Origin of the sequence: Labrenzia sp. PHM005 (assembly GCF_006517275.1) — a bacterium.
In the GTDB taxonomy this organism is placed as follows: Bacteria; Pseudomonadota; Alphaproteobacteria; order Rhizobiales; family Stappiaceae; genus Roseibium.
Window position 1 is genome coordinate 4,590,116 of the sequence record NZ_CP041191.1, and the last position, 22,182, is coordinate 4,612,297.

At 55.0% G+C, this 22,182-nt stretch carries 18 protein-coding genes; 7 read left to right on the forward strand and 11 right to left on the reverse strand.

Annotated features, from left to right (window positions below; genetic code table 11):
* Nucleotides 1–103: 103 nt before the first annotated feature.
* Nucleotides 104–1,438 carry a DUF2865 domain-containing protein gene (locus tag FJ695_RS20745; protein ID WP_209010750.1) on the forward strand — a complete coding sequence of 445 codons (1,335 nt, stop codon included), beginning with the start codon at nt 104–106 and terminating at the stop codon, nt 1,436–1,438.
* Here FJ695_RS20745 and gltX read toward each other — a convergent pair.
* The 5 genes from gltX to FJ695_RS20770 form a co-directional block, all read right to left on the reverse strand.
* Nucleotides 1,401–2,762, reverse strand: coding sequence for a glutamate--tRNA ligase (gene gltX, locus FJ695_RS20750; protein WP_141187212.1), 1,362 nt, complete (start codon nt 2,760–2,762; stop codon nt 1,401–1,403). The genes FJ695_RS20745 and gltX overlap by 38 nt on opposite strands.
* Nucleotides 2,763–2,861: 99 nt before the next feature.
* Nucleotides 2,862–4,067, reverse strand: a complete 1,206-nt coding sequence (locus FJ695_RS20755; protein ID WP_141187213.1) for an MFS transporter — start codon at nt 4,065–4,067, stop codon at nt 2,862–2,864.
* Nucleotides 4,068–4,091: 24 nt separating this feature from the next.
* The gene (locus FJ695_RS20760; protein ID WP_141187214.1) at nt 4,092–5,759 is read right to left on the reverse strand and encodes an NAD+ synthase; all 1,668 of its coding nucleotides are present in this window, start codon (nt 5,757–5,759) and stop codon (nt 4,092–4,094) included.
* Between the two features lie 97 nt (nt 5,760–5,856).
* Nucleotides 5,857–6,399: a response regulator gene (locus tag FJ695_RS20765; protein ID WP_141187215.1), complete on the reverse strand. Its 543-nt coding sequence runs from the start codon at nt 6,397–6,399 to the stop codon at nt 5,857–5,859.
* A 156-nt stretch (nt 6,400–6,555) separates the two neighbouring features.
* Nucleotides 6,556–7,938: a class II 3-deoxy-7-phosphoheptulonate synthase gene (locus FJ695_RS20770; protein ID WP_141187216.1), complete on the reverse strand. Its 1,383-nt coding sequence runs from the start codon at nt 7,936–7,938 to the stop codon at nt 6,556–6,558.
* 271 nt (nt 7,939–8,209) lie between these two features.
* Here FJ695_RS20770 and FJ695_RS20775 point away from each other — a divergent pair, with 271 nt between their 5' ends.
* Nucleotides 8,210–8,944 carry a VIT1/CCC1 transporter family protein gene (locus FJ695_RS20775; RefSeq protein ID WP_141187217.1) on the forward strand — a complete coding sequence of 245 codons (735 nt, stop codon included), beginning with the start codon at nt 8,210–8,212 and terminating at the stop codon, nt 8,942–8,944.
* Between the two features lie 4 nt (nt 8,945–8,948).
* Here FJ695_RS20775 and FJ695_RS20780 read toward each other — a convergent pair whose 3' ends face one another.
* The gene (locus tag FJ695_RS20780) at nt 8,949–9,539 is read right to left on the reverse strand and encodes a gamma-glutamylcyclotransferase family protein (protein ID WP_141187218.1); all 591 of its coding nucleotides are present in this window, start codon (nt 9,537–9,539) and stop codon (nt 8,949–8,951) included.
* A 52-nt stretch (nt 9,540–9,591) separates the two neighbouring features.
* Between FJ695_RS20780 and FJ695_RS20785 the strand changes: the two genes are divergently transcribed.
* Together FJ695_RS20785 and FJ695_RS20790 are read left to right on the forward strand one after the other, a co-directional pair.
* Nucleotides 9,592–10,788 (forward strand): aminotransferase class V-fold PLP-dependent enzyme, encoded by a 1,197-nt coding sequence (locus FJ695_RS20785; protein WP_141187219.1) that lies wholly within the window; start codon nt 9,592–9,594, stop codon nt 10,786–10,788.
* Nucleotides 10,789–11,245: 457 nt separating this feature from the next.
* On the forward strand, nt 11,246–12,775 hold the full coding sequence (locus FJ695_RS20790; RefSeq protein ID WP_209010752.1) for a diguanylate cyclase domain-containing protein: 1,530 nt from the start codon (nt 11,246–11,248) through the stop codon (nt 12,773–12,775).
* 80 nt (nt 12,776–12,855) lie between these two features.
* Here FJ695_RS20790 and gor read toward each other — a convergent pair whose 3' ends face one another.
* The 3 genes from gor to rpiA all read right to left on the reverse strand — a co-directional run bounded on the left by gor (nt 12,856) and on the right by rpiA (nt 15,737).
* Nucleotides 12,856–14,232, reverse strand: coding sequence for a glutathione-disulfide reductase (gor, locus tag FJ695_RS20795; protein WP_141187220.1), 1,377 nt, complete (start codon nt 14,230–14,232; stop codon nt 12,856–12,858).
* Nucleotides 14,233–14,472: 240 nt separating this feature from the next.
* The gene (locus FJ695_RS20800) at nt 14,473–14,985 is read right to left on the reverse strand and encodes a DUF2059 domain-containing protein (RefSeq protein ID WP_141187221.1); all 513 of its coding nucleotides are present in this window, start codon (nt 14,983–14,985) and stop codon (nt 14,473–14,475) included.
* Nucleotides 14,982–15,737: a ribose-5-phosphate isomerase RpiA gene (gene rpiA / locus FJ695_RS20805; RefSeq protein ID WP_141187222.1), complete on the reverse strand. Its 756-nt coding sequence runs from the start codon at nt 15,735–15,737 to the stop codon at nt 14,982–14,984. Before rpiA ends, FJ695_RS20800 begins: the two co-directional genes overlap by 4 nt.
* Nucleotides 15,738–15,960: 223 nt before the next feature.
* On the opposite strand from rpiA, the gene FJ695_RS28460 reads away from it, so the two are divergent.
* The 3 genes from FJ695_RS28460 (at nt 15,961) to FJ695_RS20820 (ending at nt 20,541) form a co-directional block, all read left to right on the forward strand.
* Nucleotides 15,961–17,730 carry a methyl-accepting chemotaxis protein gene (locus tag FJ695_RS28460; RefSeq protein ID WP_141187223.1) on the forward strand — a complete coding sequence of 590 codons (1,770 nt, stop codon included), beginning with the start codon at nt 15,961–15,963 and terminating at the stop codon, nt 17,728–17,730.
* 105 nt (nt 17,731–17,835) lie between these two features.
* Nucleotides 17,836–18,510: a phosphoglycolate phosphatase gene (gene gph, locus FJ695_RS20815; RefSeq protein ID WP_141187224.1), complete on the forward strand. Its 675-nt coding sequence runs from the start codon at nt 17,836–17,838 to the stop codon at nt 18,508–18,510.
* A 177-nt stretch (nt 18,511–18,687) separates the two neighbouring features.
* Nucleotides 18,688–20,541, forward strand: coding sequence for a tetratricopeptide repeat protein (locus FJ695_RS20820; protein WP_141187225.1), 1,854 nt, complete (start codon nt 18,688–18,690; stop codon nt 20,539–20,541).
* A 27-nt stretch (nt 20,542–20,568) separates the two neighbouring features.
* Here the strand turns inward: FJ695_RS20820 and FJ695_RS20825 are convergent, their stop codons facing one another.
* Together FJ695_RS20825 and FJ695_RS20830 are read right to left on the reverse strand one after the other, a co-directional pair.
* The gene (locus FJ695_RS20825; protein WP_209010753.1) at nt 20,569–21,447 is read right to left on the reverse strand and encodes a class I SAM-dependent methyltransferase; all 879 of its coding nucleotides are present in this window, start codon (nt 21,445–21,447) and stop codon (nt 20,569–20,571) included.
* A 10-nt stretch (nt 21,448–21,457) separates the two neighbouring features.
* A complete protein-coding gene (locus tag FJ695_RS20830; protein WP_141187227.1) occupies nt 21,458–22,171 on the reverse strand; it encodes a cytidylyltransferase domain-containing protein in 714 nt (237 codons plus the stop codon).
* Between the last annotated feature and the right edge of the window lie 11 nt (nt 22,172–22,182).

Here is a 22,182-nt window from a genome sequence, read left to right on the forward strand (position 1 = left end):
CGAACATGAGAGCTTTCCTTGCTATGGATAGGCTTCAAGGGGATACTGATTTGGCTGTTTGAACGGCCCGGCGCGGGGATTTGAGCGCCGATGGGGATTTGCAATGAAGCTTCGCTGTCATGTCGCGTCTTGGGCGATGTCATGCGCGCTGGCCATTTTGCCGGCGATGCTGGTCCATGCTGGCCCGGCGATAGCGGCCAGCTGCAAAAGCCTCAGCTCCGAACTCTCCCGCCTTCAGTCGACTGCTGGTAGATCATCTTCAGGTTCCCAAAAGTGGCAATCAGCAAAACGTCAGCAGCAAAAAGCCCTGACTGCCGCAGAACGGGACCTTGGATATCTCGGGTGTTCCACAGCCTCCAACGCGCAGTGCAAGGCCTTGACGAAAAAGGTCAAACGGATGCGGTCCAATCTTGCTGCGATTGACAGGCAACTGACCAAATCTGGTGGTGCACCGGCCGGGACGAAAAAACGGATCCGGCAGATCCAGGCAGCTCTCAAACGACAAGGCTGCGGTGCAAAACCGGCAACCCGCAAGGCGTCGGTAAAACCAGATACCGGCGATGCCCCACGGTCGTTTCTGGCCCGGCTGTTCAATCCGCAACAAGCAAACAAAAAGCGGGAGACCGCTGCAGAAGTTACGGCAAGAAGCAACAGTGGTTCCGGTAGAAAGCGGCTGCGGCTGCCCTCCGGTGGAACTTTCCGGACCTTATGTGTGCGCACCTGTGACGGGTACTTTTTCCCGGTCAGTTTCTCGACCGGAAAACGGCAATTTGCCAATGATGCAGCTCGCTGCACGGAGATTTGTCCTGCCTCTGAAACCGAGCTCTATGTTTACAAGAACCCGGGCGGCGATTCGACCAAGATGATGTCGCTGGCAGGAACGCTTTATACCGATCAGCCCTTCGCATACCGCTACAAGACTGAATTTGTTGAAGGCTGCAGTTGCCGCCAGGCCGGTCAATCCAAATCCCGGTCCGCGTGGACGGAACTGAAAGCAGGCACACACTCAAAGAGCCGGATCTTTTTTGCAGATATCAGCAGCGGAATGCCGTCCGCTTCCACCAGCACAACCGTCCGTGCATTCGATGGTGCCGTCTCTGACCTGCCCTCGCCCTTGGCCCGCATTCCGCTGACCAAAGATCAGCTGCCATTTTATGAAGACCCCGACACGCTCGCCAATATGGAAAAGGGCTTTGATGTGACCGCAAGCCTTAGCAAGGTCTTCAAAAGACTGGAAAAATCGGTCGCAAGCAATTCACAATCCACGCCTACCGGCGAGCTGCCCTTGTTGCGCAGCCAAAGGGCAGCAGGAGACGGCGGCCTTGAGACCGCGTCAATCCCGCCAGTTTTCAAACCCGACGACCCGGGTTTCCGCCCGGCGCCGGACCGGGACGTCCCGGTTAGGGTAGTCGGTCCAGAATTTTTTGTCGCCCAATAAGCGGCAGCATATCCTTCATGTCTGGGCCGTGGTCGAGGCCTGTCAGAGCCCGGCGCAGCGGCATGAACAAGCCGCGTCCCTTGCGGCCGGTTTCCGCTTTCAAGGCAGATGTCCAGGCGCCCCAGGTGTCGGATGTGATGTCACCGTCCGGCAACATTTCTTTTGCCTTGGCGATGAAGTCCTGATCTTCGTCTTCAATTCGGCTTTCGACCGGACCACCGACAATTTGCCAGTAGCCCTTGGCGTCGGCAACGGTTTCGCAGTTGCCACGGATTGTCAGCCAGAAGGCTTCTCCGCCGCCAATGTCCAGGCCATCCAAACGGTTTTTGACCTGAGCGTAGGACATGTCATGGACGAGACGGGAATTGAGGCCCTTCAGGTCTTCCGGATCAAATTTCGCTGACGAGCGCGACACGCTGGTCAAATCGAATTTCTCCACCAATGCGTCCATGGTCGCGACGGCTTCAACGGCCTGGCTCGTTCCAGTCAGGACCGCAAGCGAACAGACGGACATGGCCTCAAAACCGGATTCGCGGAGAGAGCCGATTGACAGTGCGCCTTTGCGTTTGGACAGGCCTTCGCCATCTCGCGTGGTCAGAAGATTGTGATGACCAAAAATCGGAGCGGTTGCGCCCAAGGCTTCGAAAATCGCGATCTGAACACCGGTGTTCGAGACATGATCTTCGCCGCGAATGATATGGGTTACGCCCATATCGATGTCGTCGACGATCGATGGCAGCGTATAGAGATAGCTGCCATCGGCTCGGATCAGAACTGGATCGGACATGGAGGCCAGATCGACGGTTTGTTCGCCGCGGCACAGATCCGTCCAGGTGACGTCCGTCCGTTTGGTCTGAAACGGATTGCCATCATGGTTCGGCAGCACAAAACGCCAGTGCGCTTTGCGCCCCTCCGCTTCAAAAGCCGCCCGTTCTTCTTCGGTCTGCTTCAAGCCTGCGCGGTCATAGACCGGCGGCCGTCCAAGCGCACGCTGGCGTGAGCGGCGGCGTTCCAGCTCGTCCGGTGTTTCATAGCAAGGATAAAGAAGGCCGGCGTCTTTCAGCTTCTGCGCAGCTGCATCATAACTTTCAACGCGCGCCGATTGCCGCTCGATCACATCCGGATCAATGCCGAGCCAGCGCAGATCCACCTCGATGGAGTTGGCATACTCCTGACGCGAGCGTTCCAGGTCCGTGTCGTCAAACCGCAGGATGAACCGCCCGCCCATCTTCTTGGCATAGAGCCAGTTGTAGAGTGCAGGACGGCTGTTGCCGATGTGAATGTGGCCGGTCGGAGACGGCGCAAAGCGTACAGTTACAGTCATGCGCTTCAGGTACCTGCGTCCTTTGTGCTCTGCAAGCCCCAATAGCGATTTTACCCCGCCGGAGCCGCCGGTATTTTTGAAATTATCCTTGTCAGGCAGCTATCGTTCGCGAAGCTTGCGTCCTGCCGCCGTAAGTACAGCTGTCATCAGCGCACAGTATCCGGCCATGGCCAGGAGCTGATGATCAAAATTGATCTCTGCATCAATCAAGACACCAACCAGACCCGGCCCGGCAGCAGAGGCAAACACCATCAAGGCAAAAGACACGGAGCGGATCGCGCCAATATGGCGGCTGCCATACAGCTCCGGCCACAACGACCCCATCAAAGCTGCGGTAAAGCCACTGCTGATCCCAAGCAAAGTCATGAAGACAAAGGCAATCGGGGCAGCGGGGGCAAGCGCCAGGACAAGACACCCTGTGCACAGAGGCACCAACATCACCGGAACCAGGCTTTTGGCAGAATACCGGTCGATCAACGGCCCAAGCGTGAGGGATGTCACGATGGCCGCAGCCGCCATCGCCACAAAGGCGGAGGCAAAGAGTTCCAGCGGCCAACCGCGTAATTCGGTCAGGTAGACCTGATTGAAAAGGATCGCTGTCCCAATGAACGGCGGTGCCAATACGCCGGCCACAATGACCCAGAACATTGGATCCCGGAGAGCCTCGCCCCGCGTCCATTGACGCCCTTCGGCATGTCCATTGGCCACCTCATCTGACTGCGGCGTGCGTTCACGCGCAAAAAGCAGGCCTATCACCGGCAGCGCGGCAAACACCATTATCGCAGCGGCAACCGCCCAACTGGTCCGCCAGCCGACGGCAGACGACAGAACAACGAAACTTGCCGGCAACAAGCTTTCGGCCACCGGAAACCCCATCTGCGAGACAGAGACTGCCCGTCCTCGCTGCGCCGAGTACCAACGGCCCATGGCGGTCATGGAGACATGCGTCATCATCCCCTGCCCGGATAACCTGAGGCCGAAGATGACAACAAACAGCATGAAAACCGAATTCACCACGGACATAGACAGGCAGAAGATGCCAAGCGACAGGCAAGTAGCAACTGCGACCAAGCGGACCGGAAACACATCGACGCTGCGCCCGACCCACGGCAGCGACAGCGCACTGCCAAGGGTTGCCAGCATATAAAGCAGGCCAAAGTCACCGTGGCTCAGGCCAAATTCTTGGCGCAGATGGCCGGACGACAGCGAAATGTAAAACGTTTGCCCGAAACCGGAAAAGCCAGTCAGCAGAAAGCCGCCCGCCAGCCAGCGGGAGTTGGCCCGCAGAAACGTCAAATAAGTCATGTGTCTCCGCAGGTTTGAAAAGAATTAGGACCGGTCCCGGAAGCGGTTGGTGATCGGATAGCGGCGGTCACGGCCGAAATTGCGCTCAGTGATTTTGACACCTGGAGGCGCCTGTCTGCGTTTATATTCAGCAATATAGAGCAGATGCTCAATGCGATGGATGAGCGCCCGGTCATGGCCGCGTGCCTCAATGTCACTGACAGCCATTTCCCGTTCGACCAGGCATGAGAGGATGTCATCCAAAACATCGTAGGGCGGTAGAGAATCCTGGTCGGTCTGATTTTCCCGAAGCTCAGCTGTCGGCACCTTGGTGATGATGTTGGACGGGATCACCTCACCTTCCGGCCCAAGCAGACCGGACGGCTTATTGGCATTGCGCCAAGCCGCCAGGTGGTAAACTTGTGTCTTATACAGGTCCTTTATCGGGTTGTAGCCGCCGTTCATGTCGCCATAGAGGGTAGCGTATCCGACCGACATCTCCGACTTGTTGCCCGTAGTCATCACCATGTGGCCGAACTTGTTGGACACCGCCATCAAAATGACGCCGCGAGCCCGGGATTGAAGGTTTTCTTCGGTGACGCCTGATTCCGTGCCTTCAAACAGCCCGCTCAGCGCAGCTGAAAATCCTTCGACCGGATCAGCAATCGGCACCGTGTCGTAGCGCAAACCAAGCGCGTTCGCGCATTCGGCCGCATCCTTGATGCTTTCCTCTGCCGTATAACGATAGGGCAGCATAATGCTGTGTACCTTATCGGCGCCCAGAGCATCTACGGCCATGGCAGCACAGATCGCTGAATCAATCCCGCCGGATAGCCCCAGCACGACCCCCGGAAACCCGTTTTTGGTCACATAGTCGCCGAGCCCCATGACACAGGCGCGCCAGTTGGCTTCATCAAGATCCGGCAGTTTGGCGACCGGTCCGCCGGTACAGACCCAGGTTTCCCCTTCGCGCTTCCAGTCAGATATTCCAAGTGCCGTCTCGAATTGCGGCATCTGGAAAGCCAGGCTGCGATCTGCCTGAAGCGCGAAGGAGCCACCATCAAACACCAGCTCATCCTGCCCGCCCAGCTGATTACAATAGACCAGCGGCAAACCGGTCTGAACAACTCGGGAAACAACCACCTGCAGCCGTTCCTCGGCCCGGTTTTCCCAGTAAGGCGACCCATTGGGCACCAGAAGGATTTCCGCCCCGGTTTCCTCCAGGCACTCGCAAACTTCGTCGTTCCAAATGTCCTCACAGATCGGGATCCCGATCCTGACGCCTCTGAAATCCACTGGTCCCGGCAAGGGCCCCGCCTTGAAAACCCGTTTTTCGTCAAAGACGCCGTAATTGGGCAGATCGCTTTTGTAGCGCACGGCTTTGACATTGCCGCCATCCAGCAGCAGCAGAGCGTTGTGGAGATCACCGGCATCCGATAGCCAAGGTGTTCCAAGGAGAACCGCAGGGCCACCGTCGGCTGTCTCTTCTGCGAGCACCTTAGCCGTTTCCATGCATTCCCGCACAAAGGCTGGTTTCAGTACCAAGTCTTCGGGAGGATAACCTGCCAGCATCAGCTCGGATGCCAGCAACAAGTCCGCGTTTTGGGCTGCGGCCTCGGCACGGGCCTCACGAACGAGCGCTGCATTGCCCTTAACGTCACCGACAGTTGGATTAAGCTGGGCAACGGCAAGACGGAAAGAATCGATGGTCATGAATCTCGAACCGGAAAATGAAGAGGCTCGAGATGTACCTGCATGGTTTAAGCCTTGCAATCATGCAATTGCCGAAACCAGTTCACATTACTGGGCTTTAAAGAAGTGCGAGCGAAGCTTCTTCGCGATCAGGTTCCAGCTCCGGAGTCATTTTGGTCAGGTCCACCTTGTCTCCGGTCGACCGTATTGGCTCGCCTTGCAAGGAGATCCCTTTGCAGCGGCCCTGCATTTCCTGACGTTGCAGAACATCACCGATGTGCTTGTAAAGGATCGCTGGTGACACAGGTTTGGCAATAAACCCATGAATACCAATATTCAGTGCTTCCAGAATAACCGGCCGGCGGGCATGCGCAGTGATGACAAGGACGGGTGTTGTATTGACGATTGGATCCGGATCGCGGCGCAGGATCTTAAGGAAATCGGCTCCGCCAAATAGGTTCATGACCCAGTCGCATAAGACAATGTCGGGCTTGCGGTCGACCACAAGTTCAAGGGCCTCCGCACCTTCCGTTGCCTCAAAAACCGTGCGTACACCAAAACCGGTCACCACTGATCGGATAATAGTGCGCATGTGCGGATTATCCTCCACAATCAGGCACGAAATATTCGAAAGGTCCCACGGTCCCCGCACGCTCGTCATATCCCCCACACTGCGTGTTCCACCTACGCAGTTGATATGACGGTAGAGCGTTAACCCCCTCTTACCGCAACGTCAAAATTGACAATTTTATGCATAAAAAAAACAGGGGTGGCTAATACCACCCCTGATTTCTGTCAAACGCGCTAAACGGCTGGTTTATGCACTGGCAACCAGTGGTTCACTCTGCTTGCCGTCTTTTTCCTTTTTGAGGTTTTCGGCAATCAGGAATGCCAGCTCGAGCGCCTGATCCGCATTGAGGCGCGGATCACAATGGGTGTGGTACCGGTCACCGAGTTGCTCTTCAGTCAATGCACGGGCACCACCGGTGCATTCGGTCACATTCCGACCAGTCATTTCCACATGAACACCGCCGGCATGTGTGCCTTCGGCCCGGTGAACCGCGAAGAAGGCTTCCACTTCTTTCAGGATCCGATCGAATGGGCGGGTCTTGTAGCCGCCTGCGGAAATCGTGTTGCCATGCATCGGGTCACAGGACCAGACCACCGACTTGCCTTCCCGCTCCACAGCACGGACCAGCTGCGGCAGATGATCAAACACCTTGTCCGCACCGAAACGGGCGATCAGGGTCAAACGTCCCGGTTCGTTGTCCGGGTTCAGGATGTCGATCAATTCCAAAAGACCATCCGGGCTCAAAGACGGACCGCACTTCAGGCCGATCGGGTTCTGAATGCCGCGGAAGAACTCCACATGAGCGTGGTCCGGCTGACGGGTCCGGTCACCGATCCAAAGCATATGGCCAGAGGTGGCATACCACTCACCAGATGTGGAATCGACGCGGGTCAAGGCTTCTTCATAACCGAGCAGCAGCGCTTCGTGGCTGGTGAAGAAATCGGTCGAGCGGATCTGCGGAACACTGTCGCTGTTGATGCCACAGGCGCGCATGAAAGCAAGTGACTCGCTGATGCGGTCGGCCAATTCTTTGTAACGATGGCCTTGCGGGCTGTCGGAGATAAATCCGAGCATCCACTGGTGCACCTGGTCCAAATTGGCAAACCCGCCCTGTGCAAACGCGCGCAGGAGGTTCAAGGTTGCTGCAGATTGGCGGTAGGCCATCGACATACGCTTCGGATCCGGGATCCGGCTTTCCGGAGTGAAGTTGATGTCATTGATGATGTCGCCACGGTAGCTCGGCAGCTCGACATCATCCTTCTTCTCAATATTCGACGAGCGCGGCTTGGCAAACTGGCCTGCAATTCGGCCGACCTTCACCACCGGCTGGCTGGCAGCATAGGTCAGGACAACCGACATCTGCAGGAAGACACGGAAGAAATCACGGATGTGATCCGGATGGTGCTCTGCAAAGCTCTCGGCGCAATCGCCGCCCTGAAGCAGGAAACCTTTGCCATTGGCGACGTCGGCCAGCTGATTTTTCAGCGCGCGCGCCTCACCTGCAAATACCAGCGGCGGATATGTCGACAGGCGATGCTCTACATCCGCCAATGCCTCCTGATCCGGATATTCCGGCACCTGCAGGATCGGCATTGATCTCCAGCTATCCGGGCTCCACTTGTCCGCCATACTTCCAACTCCTCAGTGGACCACTTGTTCGAATTGAACTTTTTCAATGTGGTCCGAGACATTTTCATTCGTTTTAGCTTGCTCAAACACAGCAAACGTGCGGCCTTATACACTCCGATGCGGGTGAATGCCACAGGGGAAACACCCAAAATCCCGGCCGCATTGAGAAAGGTTTTCCGTGTCACACAAAACCCACGGCCAATTGAGACGGATCATGGTTGCTCTGACCCAGTCCGGCTAGGCTTTTCACAGCCAGCCAAGGACGCCAGCCATGCCAAACCTACCGCTTGAACACAGTCACCGGCCGGACGACATCGCCGCACGTCTCGAACGCGGACCGGATGCCAGCTACCTGCGGGACTGGGTCTATGGCGGCATCGATGGCGCGGTCACCACCTTTGCCATCGTAGCCGGATCCGTCGGCGCAGGGCTTTCGGCCAAAATCATCCTCATCCTGGGCGTAGCCAACCTGCTTGCCGACGGCTTTTCCATGGCCGCGGCCAATTATAGCGGCTCAAAATCCGAAAACGAAGAATTTCAACGGCTGCGCGCGATTGAAGAAAAACACATTTCCGTCGCGCCTGAAGGGGAACGCGAAGAAATCCGGCAGATTTTAAAAGCCAAGGGTTTCGACGGAGACGACCTTGAAGAGATGGTTCGTTTGGTGACCTCCAACCGGAGCACTTGGATCGAAACCATGTTGCTCGCTGAATATGGGATATCCGACGGTGGGCGCGCACCGCTGAAAGCGGCGCTTTATACCTTTGCAGCCTTTGTTCTATTTGGCGCCCTGCCCTTGCTGCCGTTCCTGGCGTCCCTTCCGGCGAGCGCGGCCACAGCCTCAATTCTGACAGCCTCAGCCTTTTTTGCCATCGGCTCCTTGCGGGCCCGCTGGTCCCAGCGGAACTGGATCTCCTGCGGCCTGGAAACCACAGCCATCGGCATGGTGGCAGCTGCCATCGCCTATCTCGCCGGCCACGGTTTACAGCAGTTGTTCGGGGGGTGAGCTATCAGACACGAATGTAGGTCAGATCCAAACTTTTTAGTTTTTCGTCAATCATCTCAAGGACATCTGAGGCAATCTCGACAGCCCTAGGATAAAGCGGCTTTTCGCGATCCTGCAGCACAGGCACATGCCAACCATCCGTGGTGTCCAGAAAATGTAAGATCCCCTCTTCGCCCCAAATCTGGTGATAGCCAGCCAGCACGCAGTCCAGATAACTTTGCAAGATCGGGTGCTGGGCGCAGCCCCAGCGTTCGTTTTCCGGAGTTGCTTTGAAGAGGAACAAATCCTCCGGCCCTGGTTTTTGCTCCGCCTCACAGCGGAACGAACCCGCGATCTCGCTGATTTTTTCGTAGCGGCTTTCCCGCTTCTCAAGCGCATCCAGCCGTGTCTTTTGCTCCCGGGTCATGACACCCCAGATTTCCGCATCCGGATCCTGGCGCACACTGAGCGCACAGCGTCCCTGCCCGTTTTCCCAAACACCGCAGACCCGCCATTCCCGGACCCAGCCTTTGAGGCGTCCCGGCACCAGCTCGGCAGCCTCGGGGACTGTTGACGCATTGACGAGAGACCCATAACCAAAATATGTGATCATCATCTCTTTCTTATTCCATCCATTTCACCGCGCTCTTTAACCGGAAAGGTATCTCATGATCGTCCCGTCCTTATCACAAAACGATATTGACCTGATGCGTGCGGATACGCCCGGAGTAAACAAACTTATCCACTTTAACAATGCCGGCACGGGGCTTGCCCTGGCGCCTGTATTGGATGCCGTCAAAAAACACCTCGATCTAGAAGCAACGCTTGGCGGCTATGAAGCCGCTCATGCGGCCTCAGCCGACTACAATTCATTTTACACATCCATAGCGGCCCTCATCGGATCGACTCCGGCGGAAATCGCCTATGTCGAGAATGCCACCCGGGCCTGGGACATGGCCTTTTACGGCATCGATTTCCGCGAAGGCGACCGGGTGATCACCGGCCGGGCCGAATATGTCTCCAATTATGTCGCACTCTTGCAAATGAAGCGGCGCAAGGGCATCGAAATCGACCTGATTGACGACGACGAGACCGGCCAGATCGACACAAAAGCCCTTGAAGCAGCAATCACGCCCAAAACCCGGCTGATCGCTCTCACCCACATCCCAACTTTTTCCGGCCTGATCAACCCCGCCGAAGAGGTTGGGGCAATTGCCGCGAAACACAAGTTGCTCTACCTGCTGGACGCCTGCCAGTCCGCCGGTCAAATTCCGTTTAATGTCAACGATATAGGCTGTCACATGTTGTCAGGAACAGGCAGAAAATATCTGCGTGGTCCGCGCGGCACCGGGTTTTTATATGTCAGTGATGCTGTTCTCGATCAAATCGAACCGCCGTTCGTTGATCTGCAAGCGTCTGAATGGCTCGATGAAAACACTTACCGGCTGGCTCCGCATGCTAAACGGTTCGAAACCTGGGAAAGGTTCGTTGCCGGTCAAATCGGCCTCGGTGTTGCCACCAGCTATGCTATCGGATTTGGCATGGAGCGGATCGGAGCGCGGATTTGCGCCCTCGGCGCACAAATGCGGACCGAACTCGCTACCCTGCCTGGGGTCTCCATACACGATAAGGGACAACGAAAAGGCGGTATCGTCACTTTCACTGTCGATGGAGAAACGCCTGACACGACCAAAGCCAGGCTTGCAAAACATCAAATCAATGTCTCAACCAGCCAGGCCAGCTCCGCCCGGATCGATCTCCCGTTGCGCGACTTGGATGCGGTCGTCCGCGCCTCGCTCCACGCTTTTAATACAGAGGACGAAATCGAGTTGTTTGTGAGAACCCTTGCCAGCAAAGCTATTTAGTTAGAGGCTTCTGAGCACTTGGGAAACACTCACGCCCTCTGGGCAAGCCTTAGATATGCGTCACGTTCCGAATAAATTGGACATGGCGGACTAGCAGATGGTTTACCGTCAAGGAAACTCTCCGCCCAATCGACTAACAGATGCAACTTTCCGTTACCGAGACAAATATTTTCTTAACCTCACTTAACTGCCATTAATACCTTCGGTGTTTTTGTCAATAAAGAAATGTTTTTTACACAGCTCGCAAACTCAGCAGTTATCACCACTTCAAATTAACACTTTCCAGACTACGATATGCCCCATATTAGATCTTGCGGCATACCCGCCAAGCCTTGCATCAAAGAGAGCAAAGGTTTCAACCTTGGGTATAACGGCAGATTGTTTAGACTAGGTGTTTTAGTTGCCCCTGCGTTCTTGGGCCTCCGGTGACTGCTGACCGATTTGGAAAGACGAAACTGTGACGGAATTTCGGCGGAGATACACCGACAAATCAGACAGTGCGTCACGCACCCAAATCTCCAGGCTCGCCTTCCTTTTGGCAGCTCTCTTGATCGCGGTGACGTCAATTTCCCTGGCATTTGTCGGTTACGTTGCTTCGCTCGCCTCTACCAAGCAAGCGATTGCCAACGAAGAAAGACTGTTTCGAAATGCACTGGATGAGCGGTTACGCGATATTGTCCGCGAACAAAGCTCCATCGGCATTTCCGATGAAACAGTGACGAAACTGGTCCGCGGTTTTGATCCAGTTTATGCCCGCCAGAGCTTTAACATGCTCTGGACCAATTACCGCCATAACAAGGTTTTGCTGATCTCCGGCACCAAACAAGTCCTTGCCGAATCTTTTCAGGACTACACCCACATCACCAAGCGGCCGGCAAGCGAAACACCTGCACTCACACCGGTCATTCAACGAGCGAACGAACTATATGCCGCCAATCGTGTTCGTGTCCCCGGCGGCTTTGGCCACCGGTCGGTTCAAGGACTGGAACTGGACCAATATGCGCTCATGGGGGTCATCAGGCTCGACGGCAAACCCGCCCTCTACTCCGTCATACCCGTCATGCCCGACAACTACGACATCACACTTCCGGGTGGCGACCCGACCTTGCTGATGTCCGTAAAATACATAGACAGCTTCCTCTTGGAGCGGTTGAATTCGCAGCTTAATTTTACCGAGTTGCGGTTCGAACCCAAGGTCATTCCGCCGGATGCTGGCCCATCCCATTTGGTAAAGAGCGCGGAAGGCGTAAACATCGGTTCGTTCCGGTGGGATAGCCAAACGGTAGTCGACTCCATTTGGCCGACTGTCATTCCGGTTATTGCCATGCTCAGCGTGACACTTGCCGCACTCGCATTTGGTATCGCCTGGAAGATTGGTCAGCTGACCCGCTCCTTGCAAAAGAGTGAAAAACAAAACCGATACCTTGCTCTTCATGACAATCTTTCCGGCCTTGCCAACCGCCTTCAGTTCACCCGTGTACTGGAAAGTTCGACGGCCGCCTTACCAAGCAAAACTTTCGCCATACTTCATTGTGATTTGGATAAGTTCAAAGAGGTTAACGACACTTTTGGTCATGCGGCCGGTGATACGGTGATCAAGATGATGGCGAAGCGGCTCAAGGAAGTCGTCGGCAAACCGGGGCTGGTCAGCCGTATCGGCGGCGACGAGTTCATGATTATCTACCGGGCGGGTACGAGCCGGAAAGAGCTGGACACTTTATGCCGGGCTCTGATCAGCAAAACGCTTGTCCCGATCCCGCTTGAAGGGGGCAACACAGCTAACATCGGGCTGAGTATCGGAGTTGCCATCGCTCCCGCAGACGGCACGCTCCCAGAAGAGCTCGTCGCGCGATCCGATGCCGCCCTATACCGGGCCAAAGATCTTGGTCGCGGCCAACACTTCTATTACAGCGATCTTATGAAAGACAGCTTCCTTCCGGAACACGACGCGACCACCGCTAAAAACTACTCGCCCCTGAGAGCCTAAAGCATTGAAACAAAAACCGCCGCGATTGCGTCGCGCCGGTTTTCAGCTTGTCTTCAAGTCCTACTTCAAAGCTGGTCCGATCAGCCGCGCAACCGTTCGGTCGGCTCGCGCATTGTAACCAGCTCTTCTGCTGCTGTCGGATGCACGGCAATCGTCCGGTCGAAGTCCGCTTTTGTGGCGCCCATCTCCAAAGTAATCCCGAGGATTTGTGCAAGTTCTCCGGCATCCGGACCGACAACATGGACACCCAGCACCTTTTGACTGTCCGCATCGACGATCATTTTCATGAGCATCTTTTCATCCCGGCCGGAGAGTGTGTGTTTCATCGGCCGGAAGCTTGACTTGTAGATATCGAGATTTGGGGTTCTCTCCAAGGCTTCTTCTTGGGTCAGCCCCACGGTTCCCATCTCTGGCTGCGAGAAAACCGCTGTCGCAATCAAGCTGTGATCGACGGTCCACGGTTTGTTGCCGAATACCGTGTCGGCAAACGCATGACCTTCACGGATGGCCACAGGTGTCAGGTTGGCCCGGTTGGTCACATCGCCAACAGCGTAGATGGACTGAATGTTTGTTTGAGACTCTGCGCTAACCTTGATGGCACCGATCCCGTCCATTTCCACACCGGCTTTTTCCAATCCCAGGTCTTTGGTGTGCGGCCTGCGGCCAATGGCAAACATGATCTGATCAGCGGCCAGCGCCGCACCGCCTTTTGTTCGGCCAATCAGAGAACCGTCCGCCTGTTTTTCAATGGCGCTGAATGTATCATTCAAGGCGACCTTGATGCCCTTTTTCTCCATTTCCGCGCGCACGGTTTTACGCAGGTCCATATCAAAACCACGCAGGATCTCTTCGCCGCGGTAAATCAGGGTTGTATCAACACCCAGACCATTGAAGATGCCGGCAAACTCCACCGCAATGTAACCACCACCAGCGACAACAATGCTGTTTGGCAATTCCTCGAGATGAAATGCTTCGTTGGACGTGATGACATGCTCACCGCCCGGCAAACTGGCATCGACATTCGGGGATGCCCCGACAGCGACCAGAATGTATTTCGCCCGGATTGTCTGGCCGGTCGCCAGCAGCCGCACGGTATGTTCATCTTCGATCACCGCACGGCTGTCGTGAATTTCCACGCCGGTATTGTCCAGATTGCGCCGGTAAATCCCCTCCAGACGGGTGATTTCCTGATCCTTTGCCGCAATCAGCTTGTCCCAAGAGAACGTCCGCTCGCCAACACTCCAGCCGAAACCTTCGGCATCTTCGAATTCTTCAGAGAACTTGGAGGCATAGACAAAGAGCTTCTTCGGCACGCAGCCGCGGATCACACAAGTTCCACCGTACCGGTATTCTTCCGCAATCCCGACCCGGGCACCATGTGTTGCTGCGATACGGGCCGCGCGTACACCGCCTGATCCGCCGCCGATCACAAACAGATCATAGTCAAAGTCACTCATCTAACGCCCCTTGGAATTTCTTCAGGTCTCTTGGCCAGCGGGTTAGTGGCCTCGCAGCCCACATAAGCGATCCCTGGCTGGAAACAAGTCCTGGCCAGACGACCGGCCAGGAACAAGGAACGCTTGAGTTCTTATGCATCGGGCCGCTTTCGCGGCCCGGTTTAGCGAACGGGCTCCCGTATCATCGGCCCGTTGAGGTGACGGGAGCCTCCTCGTAGCAGAGGCTCACTCATCGATCACTTATTCTTTAGGTGCTTCAGTTTCGCCCTTGGTCAGCTCTTCTTGAACCATAGCAACCATATCGACACTCAGACGGTCCTGCCATTCTCGGCTTGCATTGACGGATTTGCCGGTGATTTCAGCAATGCTGTCCCGCAGCTTAGAGCCGAGCGGTGTCCGGTAAAACTCTGCGAGCTGTACCAGTTCTTCTTCTGTAAATGCGCCTGCCCAAACTCTGTAGATTTCCTGGTTCAATTCGGCGCGCCGCGGAGCTAGCTGCAAAGCGACGTTTTGAACCACTTCAGCAATCTCTTCTGCCCGGGTCGGATCATTCTGAGTAAAGGCAGACAATGTCTGCTCTGACATCACAAACAAGATGGCGTCGAACGGTTCCAGCACCTTTGTTTCGATCGCAACAGCTTTTGCAGCTTCTATGTGACTGTCAGAAAAGCTGTCTTGAGCGACCGCATTACCCGAGATCGCGCCCAGCGTCATCATCGCCAGACCAATACGGGCAAACTTCATAGATTTCATTTCTTTGACTCCTTGGCGGTCCTCCGGAGTATTCTCCGGCAACCAAAATTCGCTAAAATCGACGCAGGCGTAATCGTCTTTACCCCATCTTCTCCGGCCACGTAAGCCTTCGATGCAAGTTTCAGGAAAAGACCGTGTTCGACGACGCCCGGTATCTCGACCAAAGCTTCAGCAAGCAGGGCTGGGTTTTCGATCCGCTCAAGATGCGCATCGAAGATTACATGCCCGCCATCTGTGACGAAAGCTTGTCCGCCAGCAACGCGAAGTTCCAGTTTTTGCGGCAGGCCCAAATCGGCCAGCGCAGACAAGATTGCGCGGCGTGTGGCTTCCTGTCCAAACGGCACAACTTCGATCGGTAATGGAAACTGACCAAGCGTTGGAACATTCTTGCTGCCATCGGCAATCACAATCATCTGCTTGGACGCGGCTGCGACGATTTTCTCTCGCAAAAGCGCACCACCTCCCCCCTTGATCAGGGCAAGGTTTGCGTCAAGTTCATCCGCTCCATCGACCGTAAGATCCAGCTCCGGCATTTCTTCCAGAGTGGTCAGCTTTACGCCCAAGCTGGAGGCCAGCTCCGCTGTGCGTTCAGATGTTGGTACACCGATAATGTCCAAGCCATCATCAATCCGTTTGGCCAGTGCCCGGACGAAAAACTCAGCAGTCGAACCAGTCCCAATCCCAAGGCGCATTCCAGAAGTAACGTCTTCCGCTGCCCGCTCAGCCGCCAGCTGCTTAAAGTGATCGCTCATAGTCCGTTTCTCCGGTTCTCACGCACGCCGATTGCAGCGTACCGGCCAGTTTGTTGGATTGACCGCGCGGTCCTTAGCATGGCTGACAAGCATGGGTCCAGATCGTTTGCAATTTTCAACCGGGATCGGCAAGCGGACCCGTTGACGCATAGTTAACCCTAGTTTCAGAAAATTCGAAAATAATACAGTTTGATTCGAGATCCTGGCTAAGAGGCTGATCAGAATGTTCAAAATAAAAAGGAAGTTGAACACTTCTCCCACCTCAGCAACAAACGCACTGGATAATTCTGGCACTGTTGAAGATACTAAGGATGATACGCTCGAGGACGGCAAAACCTCCTCCGACATCATGGTCCACGCTCTCGATAGTCTGGAAGGTGATCTAAAGGTCGCCGCAAAAAGTATCGATGTTGCGGCGAGCAAGGTTCAAGACAAACTCGGCACGCAAGCTGACATTCTTGAGGAAATCAAATCCGGCAGCCAGGTGCTCACTGACCAAGCGACCATGGCCGGGCAAAATGTTACCGAACTTACCGCCTCGATCCAGAATCTGTCCTCAGCAAGCGCTGAAATCGGCACCCAAGTCGGTGTTTCGAACGATCTTGCGGTAGAAGCCAGGGATGTTGCCGATCAGGCAAACCAAGGCGTTCTTCAACTCAAAAGCGCCATCGAAGATATTGCCAATGTAGTCGGGTTGATTTCTGATATCGCCAAACAAACCAACCTTTTGGCCCTCAATGCCACTATCGAGGCAGCGCGCGCAGGTGAAGCCGGTCGCGGATTTGCCGTTGTCGCCGGTGAAGTCAAAGCCCTATCCGTTGAAACTCAATCGGCAACAGAACAAATTGTCGCCAACATAGATAAGCTGAACCATTCAGCTGAGCTCAGCCTCGGTTCGGTAAGCCGCATCATAGATGTGATCGGCCAGATCCGGCCGAGCTTTGCTGCCGTCGAAGACGCTGTTCAAACACAGGTAGAGACCACCGCTCTCGTTGGCCAAAAGGCCGAAGAGACCGATACTTTTGTTCAGGAAGTTGTCCGCCGGGTCGATAAAATCAGAACGTCTGCGGATCAAGCGGAAGCAAATGGGGCCCGTGTCCGCGAAGCTGGTGACGAGATGAACGTCACCACTAAGGCACTGCAGTCACGCTTTGCCATGATGATCCGGCAAATGGAGGCTGGTGACCGACGAAAGAACGACCGCCTGCCAGCAAAAATTGCCGGAACGTTTACATCTGGAAAAGTGACTGGCCGCCTGGAAACCCGGGACCTTTCGAGAGGTGGGGTACTGTTTAAAACGGAGAACCACGACTTGCTTCGAAACGGTTCTCAAATCCGCCTTGAGTTGAAGGGTCTCGGATCCACTGACGCAAAGATCGTCGGTGTTTCCGAAGCTGGTTGCCACTGCTCGTTCACCGATCCCGATGCGCGTTTCCTGGCCGAGCTAGAGCAAAAGATTGCCCAAATCCATCAAAGCTATGCAAAAGACGTGGACACAGCACAGTCCGGGGCAGCGCGTATTACATCAGCAATGGAAGACTTGGTTGCCCGGCGGGTTCTGACGTTGAATGATCTTTTCGACACAGACTACCAGCCGATTAGCGGGACCGATCCTTTGCAGGTTTCGACCCGGGCTCTCAAAGCGCTGGAAAACACCCTCCCGAATATCCAGGAGGACATTCTTGGCCGCAATAAAGGCATGGCTTTTTGTGCGGCCGTCGATCGCAACGGCTATCTCCCGGTCCATAACCTCATCTTTTCCAAACCGCAAAAACCTGATGATCCAACCTGGAATGTCGCCAACTGCAGGAACAAGCGGATCTTTGATGATCGCGCAGGTCTAACCGCGGCGCGCAACACACGCCCGTTCCTAATTCAGTCCTACCCGCGCGACATGGGCGGTGGAAACATCGTCTGGATGAAGGAAGTCGATGCGCCGATTTTCGTGCAAGGGCGGCATTGGGGCGGTTTCAGAACAGCTTATAAACTGTGAGGCAAGGCCCGCCCCCGGCTGCAAATAACCGGATTGCCCTGTCACCTTGCAGCACGACACAAATACGGCTAGGCAATTGCATCATCTGTCCAGCCTGAGGTTCTTATGTCTGTTCTCGTTTTTGATCTCGACGGTACGCTTGTCTCGTCCATGGAGGATCTCGTGGCAACGCTCAACGCAGTCTTGAGCAAAGCCGGGCATGGCACGGTCCCCCAGGAAAAAGTGAGCAACATGGTAGGCATGGGCGCAAAGGTGCTTTTGCAACGAGGCTTGGATTATTTGGATGTTGCCTGGACCGACGAGACGATCGCTCCGCTTTTCGAAGATTTTCTAGAGCATTATGCCGCTAACATAGCCGTCCACACACGCCCTTTCGGGGGCGTACTCCCGGCTTTGGAGCGCTTCCGGGCGGAGGGTTGGAAACTTGCGATTTGCACCAATAAATCAGAACGCCTGACCCTGCCGCTTCTGGAGGAACTCGGCATGACACAGTATTTTGATGCCGTGGTCGGCGGCGACACGTTTTCTGTGTCCAAACCTGATGCTGCCCCAGTTCTTGGTGCAATTGAGCGCGCAGGCGGCCAGACAGCCGGTTCCATCATGATTGGGGACAGCATCACGGATATCAACGCCGCCCGCGCGGCGGGCATCCCGGTGATTGCTGTTGATTTTGGCTACACTCCCGTTCCGGTCACCGAGCTTGGGCCGGACCGGGTGATTTCTCATTTTGATGAGCTGGCGGATGTAGTCGCCGCTCTCTCGTTGGCTCAATCAGCGTAGGCTCATACTAACGTAATTCTCTCTTTTCTAGTCCAACATTTTGCTGGAACTTACACGACGGCGACCTCAAATCTTTCGCAATCCCCAAAGGAATTTAAACGTTTGAGTGGCTAATCTGTCACAAACGCCGTGTCCTGCTATTCTGTTGCAACTGATTCCCGATGAGGCAGAAAACAAATGGCAACGCAGGCCGCGAATAATCCCATCAGAGAAAAACTGCTCAAGGGTATTTCCCTGCAGAAATCCGGCGAATATGAAAAAGCGCAGCGGGTTTATAAGCAGGTTGTCAAAAAGGCCCCCAAAAACCCAGATGGCTTGCATCTGCTCGGGGTAACCTATCGGCAACTCGGTTTTCCGAAACGCGCGCTGGAGTACATCCGGAAAGCCATTGCACTCAGCCCAAACCAATCGGTTTTCTATGCCAATTTAGCCCGAACCATGATGGACCTTGGAACGGACCCAGACAGTCTTTTAGTGATTTGCAACAAAGCCTTAGATCTAAATCCTAGAGAACGGGAAGCCCGCAATATCAAGGGCATCGCGCTTACAAAAAAGAAGGAATATCATGAAGCTGAGCTGATCTTCCAAGGCCTGATAGGGGAAGACCCTGATTACAAGGATGCCTACCGGAATTTTGCGACACTCCTGATGGAGGCGGACAAGACAGAACACGCAGTCAACTTCTTCATCAAAGCGGTGATGATGGAGCCTGACAATCCAGAAAACTACATTTTGCGAGCACGGTGCCGTTTGAAATTGGAGCAATACGAGCCATCTCAATATGAATTGTCAGAAGCGCTGAGGCGGTTTCCGGACAACGCGGATGTCAATCATGAGGCAGCCCGTCTTCTTTTCCGCATGAACGAGACCAGTCAAGCCATTTCCTATGCTCGCATCGCCTACGAGAAAGATCCGGACGATTACCACAAATGCGTAACCCTCGGTGTCAATCTCCTCATGCACGGCGATAACCAAGAGTCGCTGGAGGTTATGAAAGCCGCCAGTAGGCTAGCGCCTGAAAGTAACAAAACCGTAGAATGGAACCTGGCCCTGGCGTATCTCGCCAACGGCGATCTCAAGAACGGTTGGAAACACCATCCAGCGCGTTTCCAAGATCCGACAGCGAAAGTCCACCGCAGAACTTTCGATGTGCCAGCCTGGAAAGGTGAGGATATCTCCGACAAGACGGTATTGGTTTGGACCGACCAAGGCCTCGGTGATGCGCTTAAAGCTGGCACCATGCTGCCAGAACTGATTTCTCGGGCAGGCCACATTATTGTCGAAATGTCCGAAAAAGGAGCGGCTCTCTTCCGGCATTCCTTCCCGAATACGACGTGCCGTAAGTCGCGCATGAACGAGAACTTTGAAGCCACTTCCTCAGACTACGATGTACACGCAAACATTGCGGATTTGGTGTCGTTCTTCAGACCGACCATCCAATCCTTCAAAGATGCTCCTTGTCCTGTCTTTTCATTCGAGAAAGACCGGGCCATTGAATATCTGCAACGCCTAAATGGGCATCAAGACAAACCAGTGATAGGGTTCTCCTGGCGTTCGCAAAACTTGGCGGTTGCACGCGCAAGATTCTATTTATCTGCACCTGGAATTGCACCGGTTCTGGAATCGCGGGACGCGATTTTCGTCAATTTGCAATACAAAACGATCGACAAGGAAATCGCATTTCTGAAACAGAAGTTCCCTGAGAAGTTCCATTACTTCGAAGACGTTGATCTCTTCGATGATCTCATGGGCGCAGCCGCGCTGACCGCTTGCTGTGATTTCGTCGTTTCTGCAAATACAAGTGTTGCCGATATGGCCGGTATTCTCAATATCCCGTCCATCCGTTTCGGCCAGGAAGAGGCAGCTCTTCTCCTAGGCCAGGACAATCCGCCCTGGTATCCGTCCATGACCTATATGCACCCATATAAAGACAAGCCGTGCTCAGAGTTCGTGCCTGAAATCATCAAGGAAATGGACCGTCAACTAGAGAATTGGACCCCAGAGCGGCGGAACAAACGTCTGGGACTCTAACAGATCTTTACTGGTGGATTTGGACGATCAGGCCGGTTTGCGGGCGATCGCGACCAATGTGTCCGTGACGTCAATCCGGTTGAGCGCGGCTTCGTAGGATCTCTGCAAATCAGGTGTATCAATCGCCGCCAGCGTCGATTTATGCCCACCTGGTTTTCCGGCGGAAAGCCAGGTCAGATGGTTCGACAAAGGATAACGCTGCACGCCTTCTATGACGATGTCGCCATATCCAGAAGAAGCAAGCAGACGGGAAAGACTGTCGCGGGTATGCAGCACGAGATGCTGGCTCCACAGCGTGAATGCTTTGAACGCTTCGCTTTTCAATTCATTCAGCAAGACATCTTTTGCATGTGGCACTTCAGCGACCAGCAGACCGCCCGGTTTTAAAACCCGGTAGAGTTCTTGAAGGATCGGTTTCGGCTCCGGCAGGTGTTCCAAGACATGGAAGCTGAGCGCACTGTCCATGGAGTTATCCGGCAGGGCCGACAAGGACGTATGGCAGGAAATGCCGTTGGCGTTGAGCGCGGTCACATAATCGTCTTGAAGTTCAACACCGCAGCAGCTCTGCGCTTCGTTTTGAACCGCATGCAGGAAGGACCCGTCGCCGCAGCCGAATTCGACGATGTGTTTGCCCGTAACATAGGGCCGGTATGCCGCCATGCGCCGTGCCGCGTCGGTCATAACTTCATAGTCGCGTTTGCCAATCAGGGCTTCATTTGCCTGACGATAGGCTCCATCTTCATAGACTTCGTCGCCACCATAGAAGCCGTCGATGTAGATCACGCCAGATGAGCTGTCGCGGTAGACCGTAACATTGTCGCGGTCCCGGGTTCGGGAGGCGAAAACTTCTTGGGTCGCTTTGCTGGCAACACCCAGTTCTTCCAAAGTCTCAAAAATACTCGCCATGGGCTTGTCCTCAGCTTCCAGCTGGTTGGATCGTCTCCGGCTGATAACCGGCTGCTTTTGCATAGGCTTCAAGCGCGAGCCAATCGCGCGGTGTGTCGAGATCGATCTCAACCGCATCCGGCAGAACAACAGGCACGCTGCGGCCGAAGAACCGCTCACCGGCTTTGACAAAGCCGCCCTTCCGCAATGCATAGATGGCCCCGGTTTCCCGGAATTCCTGCGGCCGCTCCTGGCGCCGCTGACGCGGCTTAGAGGCGTCATGGTTGATGCCGATACCCGAGCCGTCTTCTGCGATTTGCCAAAGAAAAGCATGTACTTCGACGACCGAAAAAGCGGTGTCTGCATCTTTTTCGCCCCGTGTGCGGACAACCTGGTCGATTTCGGCCGCGCTTGTCAGCGGTGCCGTACATTGCAGAAAGACGATGGTATCCGCGGCCTGACAGGCTTCCGTTTCCGATATGGCATGAAGCACTGCAGATTCGGAGGAAGCTTCGTCACCAGATATGTCATCCGGCCGTTTGAGGCCTTCGGCGCCATATTCCCGAGCAACGGCAAGTATCTCGTCATCGTCGCTGGAGACAATCACATCGGAAACCGTTTCGGCTGCTTGTGCCGCACGGATGGAATGGGCGACCAAAGGCAGCCCCAAAAAAGGCTTGATGTTCTTTCCCGGAATGCCTTTTGACCCGCCGCGCGCGGGGATGATCACTGCGACCCGTTCCATCTCACGTGCCT